Annotated in this window: 12 protein-coding genes; 8 read left to right on the top strand and 4 right to left on the bottom strand. The window is 62.3% G+C overall.

Going from position 1 to position 13,562, the window contains the following annotated elements; translation table 11 throughout:
• Window positions 1-233 precede the first annotated feature (233 nt).
• From VNN55_06035 to VNN55_06020, 4 genes are all read left to right on the top strand, one after another.
• On the top strand, window positions 234-1,211 hold the full coding sequence (locus tag VNN55_06035; protein ID HWO57107.1) for a T9SS type A sorting domain-containing protein: 978 nt from the start codon (window positions 234-236) through the stop codon (window positions 1,209-1,211).
• 562 nt (window positions 1,212-1,773) lie between these two features.
• On the top strand, window positions 1,774-4,011 hold the full coding sequence (locus tag VNN55_06030) for a beta-galactosidase (GenBank protein HWO57106.1): 2,238 nt from the start codon (window positions 1,774-1,776) through the stop codon (window positions 4,009-4,011).
• Window positions 4,012-4,426: 415 nt separating this feature from the next.
• Window positions 4,427-5,860, top strand: a complete 1,434-nt coding sequence (locus VNN55_06025) for a Do family serine endopeptidase (protein HWO57105.1) — start codon at window positions 4,427-4,429, stop codon at window positions 5,858-5,860.
• Window positions 5,861-5,879: 19 nt separating this feature from the next.
• A complete protein-coding gene (locus VNN55_06020; GenBank protein ID HWO57104.1) occupies window positions 5,880-6,752 on the top strand; it encodes a sigma-70 family RNA polymerase sigma factor in 873 nt (290 codons plus the stop codon).
• Window positions 6,753-6,914: 162 nt separating this feature from the next.
• Here VNN55_06020 and VNN55_06015 read toward each other — a convergent pair whose 3' ends face one another.
• The 4 genes from VNN55_06015 to VNN55_06000 form a co-directional block, all read right to left on the bottom strand.
• Window positions 6,915-7,556, bottom strand: a complete 642-nt coding sequence (locus tag VNN55_06015) for a hypothetical protein (GenBank protein ID HWO57103.1) — start codon at window positions 7,554-7,556, stop codon at window positions 6,915-6,917.
• A 438-nt stretch (window positions 7,557-7,994) separates the two neighbouring features.
• Entirely contained in the window at window positions 7,995-9,407 is a 1,413-nt protein-coding gene (locus VNN55_06010; protein HWO57102.1) for a hypothetical protein, read from the bottom strand.
• A 14-nt stretch (window positions 9,408-9,421) separates the two neighbouring features.
• Window positions 9,422-10,480 carry a DUF4097 family beta strand repeat-containing protein gene (locus VNN55_06005; protein HWO57101.1) on the bottom strand — a complete coding sequence of 353 codons (1,059 nt, stop codon included), beginning with the start codon at window positions 10,478-10,480 and terminating at the stop codon, window positions 9,422-9,424.
• Between the two features lie 33 nt (window positions 10,481-10,513).
• On the bottom strand, window positions 10,514-11,080 hold the full coding sequence (locus VNN55_06000; GenBank protein ID HWO57100.1) for a sigma-70 family RNA polymerase sigma factor: 567 nt from the start codon (window positions 11,078-11,080) through the stop codon (window positions 10,514-10,516).
• Between the two features lie 291 nt (window positions 11,081-11,371).
• Here VNN55_06000 and VNN55_05995 point away from each other — a divergent pair, with 291 nt between their 5' ends.
• The 4 genes from VNN55_05995 to VNN55_05980 all read left to right on the top strand — a co-directional run.
• Window positions 11,372-12,004, top strand: coding sequence for a DUF47 family protein (locus tag VNN55_05995; protein HWO57099.1), 633 nt, complete (start codon window positions 11,372-11,374; stop codon window positions 12,002-12,004).
• 9 nt (window positions 12,005-12,013) lie between these two features.
• Complete coding sequence (locus VNN55_05990; protein ID HWO57098.1) at window positions 12,014-13,000, top strand: inorganic phosphate transporter; 987 nt, start codon at window positions 12,014-12,016, stop codon at window positions 12,998-13,000.
• Window positions 13,001-13,069: 69 nt separating this feature from the next.
• Window positions 13,070-13,354, top strand: coding sequence for a EutN/CcmL family microcompartment protein (locus VNN55_05985; GenBank protein HWO57097.1), 285 nt, complete (start codon window positions 13,070-13,072; stop codon window positions 13,352-13,354).
• A 13-nt stretch (window positions 13,355-13,367) separates the two neighbouring features.
• Window positions 13,368-13,562, top strand: a 195-nt coding sequence (locus tag VNN55_05980; protein HWO57096.1) for a EutN/CcmL family microcompartment protein, incomplete at its 3' end; no start/stop codon positions are given.

The following is a 13,562-nucleotide window of genomic DNA, read 5'->3' as shown; positions in this document are numbered from 1 at the left end:
GCGGGGTCACACCCCGCCTCTCCCGTTTTTGTCACTGGAGCGGCCCTCCCGACGGGAGAGGCGGGTGAAAACGCAGAATTTGCTGTTGACAAAGACCTACCCCGATTCCAATTTGGGCTTGGAGTCTATGGTAGACATGGGCTTCGCGTTGAGGAAATCGGGGGCTGGCGTCGCAATGTCGCGGTTCCCATAAACACGGAAGAAGCATCCTGTCGGAGATGAGGAGCACACGAATGCGACGGATCGTAGGCGTTCTGGCCGCGGTGATTGTCACCCTGGCTATCGCACACTCCAGTGCCTTCGCGGCCAATTCGGTCGTGGCGGAGTCGAAATCTTTCCCGATTAACACTGCGGCCTGTACCGTCGGTGTCTACGTCAGCAATGACGTCGACATCGTCGCCTTGGTGCTCGCGCTCCAGTTGAAGACCGTGAGCGGCGGCGCTTATATGGGCGGCACACTGTCCAGCGGCAACTTTAAGTGGGAAGCGGTCCCGGGTGGACGCGTCGACAACAGCCCATTGGGACCAGCGGGTGCGAACTGGCCGGCAGCCAACATTACCAATCGAAAGTATGCCGCGCCATCCGGTACATGCGCCGGACACAACGATGTGTTTCAGACGGCCACTGCCTTGCCCGATGTCAACTCTCCCGATGGTTTCCTTCATGCCACCGTGTCGACCGGTGACGAGGGCATTGGCGAGGAAATTGTGCTGACGCCGGGCAGCGACCCGCAGGGATCGCCCTCGTTCCGCTTTGTCTTCCCGGTGAATGGCAATGAGGGGACGTTCATGGTCGACAGTTGCTGCGTTACGCCCGCGAACATCAACCAGTATGTTGACAGAAACACTGATGTCGTGACTCCGACATTCACGCCTGGCATCATCACCCTGACCGGCGACGCGGTGAAGGAACTCGAGACCGGTATCATCCCGCAGGACTATGAGCTCGAGCAGAACTACCCGAACCCGTTCAACGCCGGCACGGTGATCCGTTTCAAGTTGCCGACCGACGGCGATGTGAAAATCGACGTTTACAACATCCTCGGCCGCAAGGTGCGCACGCTGGTCAATGAGTTCCGTGTCGCCGGCACCCACCAGACCGACTGGGATGGCCGCTCCGACGATGGCACCGTCGTGGCCACCGGCGTCTACTTCTACCGCATTCAGGCCGGCGATTTCACCAGCACGCGTAAGATGGTGCTGATGAAGTAGCGCGACTCCGATTTCTTTGGAAGGCCGCGGGTTGATTGACCCGCGGCCTTTTTGTTGCCAACCGAGACAAAAAAGAGTGCTTAGTCGGCTTGATCCGCCTTTGGCGATTCGCGCCTCCTCGCAATGACGGTGAGGGCGGCCATCGTTCCAGGCCTTGGTAGGTCATGAGCGCCGCGCGCTGGTTGGCCTCAACCTCACGGGAATGTCGTTGCGCTGGGCTCCTGACCTACGACTGCGGGTGAGGTGGTGTCGCGGGATCTACGAGCACGGCGGAGTCGTCGCCGTGTCAATGCCCCCATCGTCATTGCGGTGCGTCCACGGGAGGAGAATTATGCCATAACGTCGTTGCGAGGAGGAGTCCGCCGCAGGCGGACGACGACGAAGCAATCTTTTTTGCGCCATTGTCCATGCCGCTACAGATGCTGCCATTTTGACACCATCGCGGCAGGTCAGGTTTCGATCTGGTAACGCATTAATTAGCAATATGTTATAAGATAAACCTTGACGTTGCTGGCCGCTTCGTTATACTTGTCGCTTTCCCATTAGGAGACTATAGACCACTATGGACGACCGCAGCAAGGAACCCTTCGTCCTAACTATCGGCGGGACAAGGGATTCGCGCGCCTCACTTCGGGTCATCGACCACAAGTTCGTCATCGGCAAGGAGGAGTTCCCGCCCTTTGCCGCCGAGATGCATTACTTCCGTGTCGCCAAGCGGCACTGGTCGATCTGTTTTGAGCGCATCCGCAAGGCCAACTTCCGGATCATCTCCACCGCGGTGCCATGGAATATTCATGAGCCGCGCCAGGGGGAACTCGACTTCGCCGGCACCACCGATCCGGCCCGTGACCTGATTGTCTTTCTCGAGCTGTGCCGCGAATTCGGCTTCAAGATTCTGCTGCGTCCCGGGCCGTGGGTCGCCTCCGAATGCGACAACGGCGGCCTGCCGGAGTTTGTCCTGCGCCATCCGGAGAATGTCGCCACCAACCACGCCGGCGAGCCGGTGATCGCCGAGCCGGGGGGAGGCGCCAAGCCGGTGCCATTGCCGCCCTATCTCGGCAACCGTTTCCAGATCCAGCTCAAGAACTACTTCGCCGTCCTCTCCGAAGTGGTGAAGAATTACATCTACCCGCGCGGGCCGGTCTTCATGATCGAGCTGGACCATGAGACCAGCTTCGGCGGCCACTTCGATCCCTTCTCGGCCGACTACAGCCCGCAGGGCTCGCGCGCGCACTTTGCCCGCTTCCTTTCTGAGAAGTACCACGGGATCGACAAACTCAACAAGGTCTGGAAGGCGAAACTCAAGGACTTCGGCGAGGCGGTCCCGCCCGATCCGTCGATCGGCAAATCGCCGCACGAATTCCTGCGGCTGATGGACTGGGTCGAGTTCCGCGAGTGGACGGTCAACCGTTACGCCGACTTCCTCGCCGAGTTGCTCTCGCAGACCGAGGTTTCGGTGTTGTTCACCCGGTCGCTGGCTTTCAACGGCGCCTATTTCTTTCCTGACCTGGCCGGGGCGCGCAACAACGGCCGCACGATCTTCACCGTCAATCTCGACTGGGACCGTCCGTTCGCGCAGACCGTCCGTCGCGCCCGCTCGGTCTCCGGCTGGCAGCCAACCGGCTTCGCCGGGCGCCTCAGCGTTGGCAACCGCCACGCCGACCCCGTCGCCGGCCATGCCTACCACCCGATCACCTCGCTGGACACCAAGCGGCTGATCGTCGCCTCGCTGGCCGCCGGATTGAAGGGTTTCAACTACCACATGTTCGTCGGACGCCAGCGCTGGTATGACGGCGCGCTCGAATCCGACGGCGCCATTCTGCCGTCGTTTGACATCGTTTCGCAGGCCACCACTCGCCTGGTCGAATTGAAGTTCGAAACGATGCGCGACTTTGCCGATGTCGCGCTGGCGCAGTACCGTCCCTATCTGCGCGCCGCCTCCGTCGGCGAGTACGATCCCGACGGCTACATCGGCGATCTGGTCGGCGCCGGCTTCGACGCCATCGCCGCCGACTTAATGGCGCTCTCCCACGATTACCGCATCTTCGAATTGGGCGTGACCGACCGTCTCGACAAATACGGCACCATCATTGTCCCGTGCGGCGAGACGATGGACGCGGCCACGCAGGAAAGACTGGCCGACCTGGCCAAGGGCGGCGCGCATCTGATCATCTATGGCGCCGTGCCCACCCGCGACGAGCACTATGAGCCCTGCGAGGTCCTCGCCAAGGCGATCGGCTTTAAGACAGCGATCGAACGCGCCATCACCGAGGTCGAGACCAAGGCGGGCAAGTTCACGGTCAACGCCCTCGGCACGATCAAGCGCGCTCCGACCCGCGCCGCCAAACTCGCCAAATCGGGCGCCAAACTCCTGGCCGCCTCCAACAAGTGCGGCAAGGGACAGGTGACCGTGCTGACCTTCGCCCCCGGCTCGCATCTGCACCCGGAAAAACTGGTCTTCTTCAAGGAAGTCCTGGCGCAGAGCAAGCTGGATTCGCCGGTCTGGTGCAGCGATCCGCGCGTCCATGTCGCCGTACAGGTCCACCAGAAGGGCGGGCTGCTCATGGTCTACGACATCGCCGAAACCACCGGGGTGACCGACCAGTCGCTGGCCGCCTCGGTGCGCAGCGTGATTGTAAGCGTCGATCTGGCGATGATCGGGCTGGCAGCGCCAAAAGTCTCGTTGACGGATTTCCTGGGGACCGAGGTGCATCGCGTTGCGGCCAAAGACCTTAAGTCGGGCATCGAGTTACGGCTCGGACGCGGCGATTCACGGCTTTTCAGTATCGAAAAGAAGTAACCGGCCATCCGCGCGCAGACGATTTGCTGTGTCAAGTTCGTGTGGTGCGGGTGTTAAATTCTGTCGCCTTTTCAGCAACAGGTGCGGCCGAGTGCCGTATATGCATTGGGTTTTGGGGAAACCGGGCCGTTTTCAGGCCGCCGGGCGGAACGATTTTGGCGGTCAGGGCGGCACCGTCGTCAACGCAGTCCAGTCTTGGATGACACGATTTTCCGTCTTGCCGCGGCGCGACTGAGTCCCCCATTGAGTGACCGTACGACGATCGGGGAACAAATCTCTCCCTAACGCGATAGAACGATGGCGTAATGGGACTGATTGCGATCGTCACAACACTATGATGGGGGTGTGCATGTTTCCGAAGCACCAGGGAACCGGGATGGGACAAAGCAGGGGATCTCGGATCGTTGTCTTGTCAATGATGGCGCTGGTGGTGGCGCTGGTCTTGACCGCCGTTCCGGCGCCGGCGCAGTTGGCGCCCAAGGGCGGCTGGGTCAACGCCGAAGGGAGAAGCCCCTTCGTCGCCGTGGTTGAGCGCGTCAAGGACGCGGTTGTCAACATTTCGGCCGAGAAGGTCGTCGATGCCCGCCGCTATCACAACTTCGAACCATTCTTCGAGGATTGGTTCGGCGACCGCGGCGGACCGAGCCGGCAGAAGTCGCTCGGATCGGGGTTCATCTACCGTTCCGACGGCTACATCATCACCAACTACCACGTGATCTCCGGGGCCGACAACATCACCGTACGGCTCTCGGACAAAAAGGAATTTCCGGCGCGCGTGGTCGGCTCCGATCAGGCGACCGATCTGGCGCTGTTGAAAATCGACGCCGACCACCCGCTGCCGGCGATTGCGCTGGGCAGCTCCGATTCACTTCTGGTTGGCGATTGGGTGATCGCCATCGGCAATCCGTTCCCGTCGCAGGGGCTGGACCGCACCGTCACCGTGGGCGTGATCTCGGCGCTCGGACGCAAGTCGCTGTACTTCGGCGATGAGACGCCGGTCTATCAGGATTTCATTCAGACCGACGCGTCGATCAACCCCGGTAACTCCGGCGGTCCGCTGATCAATCTCGACGGCGAGGTGATCGGCATCAACTCGGCGATCGCCAGTCCGACCGGTTCAAGCGTCGGCATCGGCTTTGCCATACCGGTCGACTTCGCCAAGCTGGTGATCCCCGATCTGCTGGCCGAGGGGCGGGTCAAGCGCGGCTGGCTGGGGATCGAACCGCGCGATCTGGAATGGGACGACGTGGAGGCCGAGGGGTTGGCCTCCGCCGAGGGCGTGATCATCAACCGCGTGTTGCCGCGCACCCCCGCCGAGCGCGCCCAGTTGCGTGTCGGCGATGTCGTGCTTCGTGTCAACGGCGAGCGGATCATCGATGCCCAGCATTTCATGCGCACCATCTGGCGCGCCCGCGCCGGGGCGGTGGTGCGGCTCGATCTGATCCGCAACGGCGAGCCGATGACCATCGATGTGACCCTGGGTGACCGCGATGCCGCCCGCCAGGCGACCTCGACCGAGACCGAGGAGGATTTCTCTCCGACGCCGGTCGCGCCCGACATGATGTGGCTGGGCATGCGGGTCGAAACCGCCACCCCCAGTCTGGCGCAGGAATTCGGCGCCGAGTACAACCCCGGCGTGATCGTGGTCGACATCGACCGCACCGGGCCGGCCTACGACAAGGGCATTCGCGAAGGCATGATCATCGCCGAGATCGACCATGAGCCGATCCGCGATGTGAACGATTTTCTGGACGTGGCGGCGCGCAAAGCCAACGAGAAGGCGGTGTCGTTCCTGGTCTATGACCAGCGCGGACGCACCGGCTACATCTCCGTGCGCCCGTCGCATTAGGGGACGTCAAACCCTATTCATAGGAGGAACGGGTACGAGCGTAAGAACCTCTCGCAAGTACCGGGATGAAGACCGGTCGCTGGATTTGTACCTGAAGGAGATCGGCGAAACGCCGCTGCTCACGCCGGCCCAGGAAGTCTCCCTCGCCAAGCGCATCAAGCAGGGGGACGGCACGGCGCTGGAGAAGCTCACGAAGGCGAATCTGCGCTTTGTCGTGTCCGTGGCCAAACAGTATCAGAACCAGGGCCTGTCCCTGGCCGACCTGATCAACGAGGGCAACATCGGACTGATCAAGGCCGCCAAGCGCTTCGATGAGACGCGCGGCTTCAAGTTCATCTCCTACGCCGTCTGGTGGATTCGTCAGGCGATCCTGCAGGCGTTGGCGGAGCAGTCGCGCATTGTGCGCCTCCCGCTCAACCGGGTCGGCACCCTGCACAAAATCGGCAAGATCGCCAGCTCGCTCGAACAGGAGTTCGGACGCGAACCCTCGCCCGACGAGATCGCCAAGGAGCTCGAGCTGTCGGAGGCGGAAGTCTCCGACACGCTGAAGATCTCCAACACGCATTTGTCGCTGGATGCGCCGTTTTCGACGTCGGAGGACAACAGTCTGATCGACGTGCTCGAAGACGAATTGCAGCCGGCGCCGGATGAGTCGCTTTTGAAGGACTCGCTGCGTCTGGAGATCGAGAAGGCGCTCGACACGCTGACCCCGCGTGAAGCCGAGGTGATCAACCTGTACTTTGGTCTGTCGCACGAGAAGGCGCTGACGCTGGAGGAGATCGGCGTGCGCTTCAATCTCACCCGTGAGCGGGTGCGCCAGATCAAAGAGAAGGCGATCCGCCGCCTGCGGCATGCGTCGCGCTGCAAATCGCTGCGCGCGTATCTGGATTGAACGGCGGTCCGGTCAAAACAGAATATCGGCAAAGAGGGGCCCCGTTCCAATCGAACGGGGCCTTTCGGTTTTCATGCAGTGGTGCTCGTATAGCCGCAGGGCGAATAGCCTGCCCGGCCCCAATGCCGTACGGGAGGGCGAGGCTTCCGCTGAGCCTGCTCGCTAATGCCTTCCCAATGGAGATTCCGCTGATGTCATCGAACCTGACGCCTCGTTGGGTAGCAGGCGCCGCATTCCGGAGCCATCATCGTTCATGATCCAGATCTGGTCCGTCCCCCCTACGCTCTTGTCCCCGAGGTGTACGTAAATGATCAGGTGGTCATCGAGGTAATATGGATCTGCTGTGTGCAGGGCTAACGCATCAGTCACGATGCCACCCGGAACTGTGACAAGCGCTAGTCGCGGATCGAACAGAAAGTCTCGTATCAATACGATCCTATCCCCTCCTCTGGATAACTCCGGGGCTGCACAATACTCTTTGCGAAAGATCGTCAAGAGTTGCGCAGGGCTTCCGCCGACGTCCGACGTGACAACCGCGGAGGAATCCACGATGGCAGTTTCCGCGTAGTATTCGATCATTGCAACACGGCCCTGCTCGGCGACGGTTGTCTGCCAGCCATTTCCACTCCAAATGACGTTCGTTCTGCCTGTTGTGATCTCGACCAAAATCACCTGCCCGTGGTAGACCCCGCAGATGAGTGTGTCTTCGTTGTACCAGTCGATATCGACGATGTCTGCCCGGAGGATAACGGAGTCTTGTTCTTCCGCGATGTCACGTATGATCAGTGCGCTTGCCAGGTCCACGAACGCCAATCGTCTTCCACTGGGGCTAATTCGGGGAAAGTAAGCAGACGGATGAACGACCACCGGCTCGACCACCGGTTTTCCGTCCAGTGGAAAACGGTAGATCCCCGCGGGACGGCCGAATGCGGTTCCATCATCGCGGAAGTAAACGTAATGCGAGTCTGCACTCAGATCATACAGTTGCTGAGGGTATGGCGAGTAGACGTGTGGAGGTGTGGGTTTATCATCGCAAGCGCTTTCGACCAACGCGAAAAGTGCGACGACAAACGGGACTACCCTCGCTACGACGTGTGGCAATTGCTCCTCCGCCGTGAGATTGCAGCCTGAATACACACAAGGGAAGCGGTTATTCCGATGCCATACGTAGGGACGGGCGGTCCTGACGCGCTCCTTGCGTCAGGACCGACCCGCCGTGGCTCAGCGGGATGGGATCGAACGCTACGTTCGCAGCGGGTCGGGGCCGGGTGTGTCGGGACGGCGCGGCGCAAACGGCAGGGGCGTGACTGCCGGATCGGGCGGGATTGGCGCTTCGGGCAGGGGAGTAATCTCGGCCGCCGGCGCTTCCTTCGGACGTGTCCCGAACCGTGTCAGGATCACCGCGCCGGTGCCCAGCGTCATCACGACGTACCCGAGAATCGCCGAGAGCAGGAACATGATGAGCGTGATCAGGCGGAACGCGCCGCCGGAACTGCCGTGCCCGGCCGGCCAGATGAAAATGATCGTGAGGTAGGCGAACACCTGCAGCGCCGCCACTCCGAACATCGTGCGCGACAGCGACGAGTGCAACGCCAGCGTGGTGTTCTCCGCGATCTTGTCACCCACCAACTGCCCGACCGCCGCCTGCGCCAGGACCAGCCCGGCAAACAGCATGAGCGGCAGGACAAACAGCGCGATCGGAATGCCAATGATCGTGACCAAAAGCAGGAGGAAGACGGGCAACAGCAGGATCTGCGCGAGCACGCCGATCATGAACGACTTGAAATACGATGTCTGTATCCGCGCCTTGACCTTGACGATGTTGCGCGCCGCCAGCGCGTGCGCCAAAAGCACCAGGAAGAACCAGAAAAGGATCTTCAGCACCACGACGATCGTGATCGTGTGCCGCGACACCATCGCGGAGAGGCCGTCGTCGCCGCCGAAGATGTTGGGGAAGACCTCCTGCCGGGTGCCGTCGATGCGGCCGCCCGGTTCGCGCACGATTTTGGATGCGACGACATCATCGCGCACCTGGCCGTTGGCGGCAATGCGCGCCTGGCCGAACGGCGCGACCACTTCCTGCCCGACCAGCCCCTCGACGTTGACATCACCGAAGACCGACACCGCCGACCCGGTGACCGTGCCGGCCACGTCGATATCGCAGAAGATGCAGATGACGTCGCCGCGCAGCACTTCATCGGCCCGGACGGTGATGTTGCTGGCGATCTGCGTGATCTGATCGGCGCGTCCATCGCGCTCAACGTGAATCACCGATCCGCCGCCGGGCAGGACCAGTTCGAAGTCCAGCGAATCAGGGAAATCGGAAACCGTGATCGGTGGCACTGGCGCAATGGGTATCGCCGGAAGAACGATCTCCTCGCCCTCGCGGGTCACCAGCCGGATGCCGCCGAAGTCGATGCGGATTTCTTTGGCGTAGATGGAATCGTCGGGCAGCTGGATCCTCTGCAGCACCTGCGTTTCCACCAGGACCCGCGTCGGCTCCCCTTCGTTGCGCAGAATCCGCACCTTGGGCACGTCGGGGATCACGGGCACCGGCGCCACGACCGAATCGTCGATCGCCACCGCCGTGGCCGTCAGGGCAACGGCCAGCAAGGCAGCCCCGGCGAATCGGCGTATGGCGGTCGTGATGGTCATCCGGTGATCCCGCGTCAGAGCGCGCTGATAGTAATGTCGCCAGAGTTGGTGCTCACACGCAACACCGCAGTGCCGTCGCCGAGCCGCCCCTCCAACCGCCGCCGCGTCTTGTGCGAGACCTGCATCGGCACGGCCGTGTCAATTTCGCCCGACGGCGACGAGAGACTCACGTCGCCAAAGGCCTTCGGCTCGATGGACAGACGCACCGAGCCGCTGACCGATTGCACATCGATGTCGCCGTCGGTCGGCGAGGAAATCGTGATGTCTCCCGAGGTGGTCGAGGCGCGCACTTCGCCGTCCTGCGTTTCGACCCAGATCATGCCGGAGATCGATTCGGCGTCGACATCCAACGACGCCTCCATGACTTCGATGTCGCCGGAGACCGTCTGCGCGGTGACCGTCCCTCCCGCGCCCCGCGCTTTGACCGAACCCGAAGTCGACTCCAAATCGAGGTCGCCGCCGCAATCGGCCACGCCGACATCGCCGGACACCGATTCGGCGAACACCGCCTCTCCGGCGCGGCGCACATCGACATTGCCCGACGTTGAGGATGCGCGCACGGTCTTCTGCACTCCCGTCACCGTCACATCCCCCGAGACCGAGGTGGCTTCCACCGGGCCGGCCAGGTCGGTTGCCTCCACCCAGCCCGACACCGACGAGAGCGTTCCTTCGGCGCCGCGCGGGCCGGTGACATGGAAGCTGACGGTCGCGGCGTAATCCCGGCCGTACTCGTCGCGCAACCACTCGTAGAATTCGCGGGTGTCTTCCATCCGCACATCGAGGAATCCGTTCTCGCTTTCGATATAGAGCTTCAAGTGCGCGCGGATGTCCGCCGCTTCCGCCTCAGTCTTTGCCCGGACATCGATGGCGACCTCGACCTGGGCGGTGGCGCCATCCTGCCCGCGATAGGACACATCGCCGGAGATCGCCTCAATGACGACATGCGGCGCGGTGCCGACGTCCAAGGTGCGGGTCTCGGAGTGCTTGAAGGTCTCCAACGTCCGGGCCGACGCGGTGACACCCAAAGCGAGCGCCACCGTCAGCGTGGCCCCGGCCAGGACGGGACGGGTCATGCGCATCTGATACCTCCACGTGTCGGGAAGCGACTACACGATACCTTTAAGTTTCTTCTTGAGCAGTTCGCGGGCGCGAAAGATGCGGGCCTTGACGGTTCCCACCGGGATGTGCAGTTGCTCGGCGATCTCCTCGTACGAGCGGTCCTGCTGGTGACGCAGCACGATGACTTCGCGGTATTTGGCGGGGAGGGCATCGATGGCATCGCCAATGGTGACCGCCCGCCGCTTGCGGTAAAGATCCTCTTCGGGATTCTGCGACCAGTCGGGGATTTCGAGCGCGACTTCGCCGTCCTTGGTCTGGACCGGACGGTCCAGCGAGAGCGCCTCGATGCGTTTTTTTCGCAGATGATCGATCGCATTGTTCGCCGCAATCTTGTAAAGCCAGGTCGAAAACCGGTACTCGAACCGGTAGGAGGCCAGCGACCCGAAGGCCTTCATGAACGTTTCCTGCACCAGGTCGGCGGCTTCCTCGTTGCTCCGGACAATCTTGAAGATCACGTGGAAGATTGATTGTCGGTGCCGCGCCAACAACTCCTTGTAGGCACGTTGATCGCCGGCGAGGGCATCTTTGATTAATTGTTCGTCGCTCTCGGCCACCTTGTGCCTGCGCTTGGGTTTACGGGGATCGACGGCGAATGTTTCGGGCGTATGCCCGACTTGTCCCCGGGGCCGGAATCTAACTGCCCGGCCCGGCAAGGGCTACTGCGAACTCTCAGGGATAAGCGACATGGGGAAACTGCCAGCCAACCCGACTTATCCACACCCTGTCACTCAAACCGGTGCGGACAACCGTGCCTGCGCGGGGCGGTGGAATTTGGACAGCGTCCGCCGTATCATCCGCGGCCGCCCAGTGGCGCGTCACCGTGCAAAGGCACTCAAGGAGGGGCTATGCTCTTCGGGGAAACTCGCGACGATCGAATCCAGGATCTCTTCGAGAAGCACATCCGCAACACGGCCGCCTGCGCCGATGAACTGCACTCGCTGTTTCTCAACATCAGCAAAGGACGCGAGTATGTCGCCACCGTCGCCGCCAAGGTGATCGAGATGGAGCACGCCGGCGACGATTTCAAGGAGCACATCCACTTGATCGTCGACAAGACCTTCATCACCCGCCTGCACAAGGACGACATCGACAAGCTGGTCCACGAGCTCGACCGCGTCATCGACCAGATCAAGAAGGTGGTCATCTACGTCAAGGCCTACCACATCGTCGAGGGACGGTCGGAGGCGATCGAGTTCTGCAAGCTGATCGTGGAGATGTGCCGCGAATTGATCGGAATCATCGCCGGGATGGCCAAGCCCGATGTCCTGCGCCTGCGCGAGCGGGTCTCCCGCATCGAGGCCCTCGAGGAGGATGGCGACCGGCTCTTAACCGACAGTCTGGCCACCGTCTTCGTCCACGAGCATGATGCCAAGGCCATCCTGGTCTGGCAGTCGATCTTCGAAAAACTCGAGGATGTGACCGATTCCTGCCATCACGTGGCCACGCTGGCCATGTCGATTGCCCGCAAAGAGAGCTAAGAGCCGTCGATGGATCCGGTCCTGATCGTCGTCATCCTGCTCATTCTGGCCGCGGAGTTCGTCAACGGCTGGACCGATGCGCCCAATGCGATTGCGACCGTGGTCTCCACCCGCGTCATGTCCCGTGGCAGCGCGGTGGCGATGGCCGTGGTCTTCAATGTCATCGGCGTCTTCTCCGGCACCGCCGTCGCCGCTACCATCGGCAAGGGAATTGTCGACAGTGGGGCTATAAACCTTCCGACCATTGGGGCGGCGCTCTTGGGCATCATCATCTGGAGCAGCGTCGCCGCGCGCTTCGGCATGCCGACCAGCGAGTCCCACGCGCTGGTGGCGGGTCTGGCCGGGGCATCGCTGGCCGTTGCCGGTCCGGAGGCCCTGCTCTGGGAAGGGTGGAGGAAGGTCCTGATCGGCCTGTTCCTCTCCGGTGTGGTCGGATTCCTCTTTGCGTTTTTCTTCACACGGCTGGTGCGGCGCGCCGTGGCCTCCAGTCCGCCATCGAGCACCGGCAAGTCCTTCCGACGCTGGCAGATCATCACCGCCGCCTTCATGGCGTTCAATCACGGCTCCAACGACGGACAGAAGTTCATCGGCGTCTTTGCCCTCGTGCTTCTGCTGGGCGGGGTGACCTCGACGTTCCAGGTGCCCATCTGGGTCGTGCTCGTCTGTGCCCTGGTCATGGGATTGGGAACGTCGGTGGGCGGCTGGAAGATCATCCAGGAAATGGGCATGAAGATGGTCGACTTGCGCCCCTGGCAGGGGTTCTGCGCCCAGGTGGCCGCCGGCGGCACCATCTTCTTCGCCTCGCGCTTCGGCATTCCGTTGTCAACCACCCACACCATTATCACCTCGATGATGGGCGTGGCCGCCTCGCGCAAGCTCCGGCATGTCCGCTGGGACATCGCCGGACATGTCGCGCTGGCCTGGGTGCTCACCTTCCCGATCTGCGGCGCCATCGCCTACGTCGCCGCCTACATCGTCAAACGCTTCTTCGGGTAGCTTCGCTCGCCTGGGACGCGACAGAATCGCCGTTGACATCGCAGGCGATGTCTCATTCGTTGGCACACAATGGACATTATGACGGTCATCGGCACGGTCGTCGCGAGCCAGAAGGTCCCGCAGTTGCAGGGGTACAAGCTGCTGTTGGTGGCCGACGCGGAGGAACGCGACGCCAGGGCCGCGGCGACCGTGGCGATCGACACGGTGGGCGCCGGTGAAGGCGAGCGCGTCATCGTCGTGCGCGGCTCTTCGGCCCGTGCCGCCGCGGGGCTGGCCGAGGCTCCGGTCGACGCCGTCATCGTCGGCATCGTCGATCAGGTTGACCGCGACGGACAGGTCATCTTCCGCAAATGAGGCGGCGCCGGCCATGAAACTGGGACGCGTCTGCGGTACGGTGGTCGCCACGGTGAAAGATCCGGCCCTGGCCGGGTTGCGACTGCGACTGATTCAGCCAGCAACCGCGGAGGCATGGTCGTCGCGGGCGATCGTCGCTGTCGACACCGTGAGCGTGCGCGACGGCGATGTGGTGATCTGGATTTCTGCCCGCGAGGCCACCTTGGCC

The sequence above is a fragment of the bacterium genome (genome assembly GCA_035559435.1).
GTDB lineage: Bacteria > Zixibacteria > MSB-5A5 > WJJR01 > WJJR01 > JACQFV01.
This window is presented reverse-complemented; position numbering and strand designations above follow the sequence as displayed.

Excerpts from the sequence above, each read along its gene's own strand:
- VNN55_06005 (HWO57101.1), bottom strand. The coding sequence starts at position 10,480 with ATGACCCGTCCCGTCCTGGCCGGGGCCACGCTGACGGTGGCGCTCGCT.
- VNN55_06035 (HWO57107.1), top strand. The coding sequence starts at position 234 with ATGCGACGGATCGTAGGCGTTCTGGCCGCGGTGATTGTCACCCTGGCT.
- VNN55_05990 (HWO57098.1), top strand. The coding sequence starts at position 12,014 with ATGGATCCGGTCCTGATCGTCGTCATCCTGCTCATTCTGGCCGCGGAG.
- VNN55_06030 (HWO57106.1), top strand. The coding sequence starts at position 1,774 with ATGGACGACCGCAGCAAGGAACCCTTCGTCCTAACTATCGGCGGGACA.
- VNN55_05995 (HWO57099.1), top strand. The coding sequence starts at position 11,372 with ATGCTCTTCGGGGAAACTCGCGACGATCGAATCCAGGATCTCTTCGAG.
- VNN55_05985 (HWO57097.1), top strand. The coding sequence starts at position 13,070 with ATGGACATTATGACGGTCATCGGCACGGTCGTCGCGAGCCAGAAGGTC.
- VNN55_06010 (HWO57102.1), bottom strand. The coding sequence starts at position 9,407 with ATGACCATCACGACCGCCATACGCCGATTCGCCGGGGCTGCCTTGCTG.
- VNN55_06025 (HWO57105.1), top strand. The coding sequence starts at position 4,427 with ATGATGGCGCTGGTGGTGGCGCTGGTCTTGACCGCCGTTCCGGCGCCG.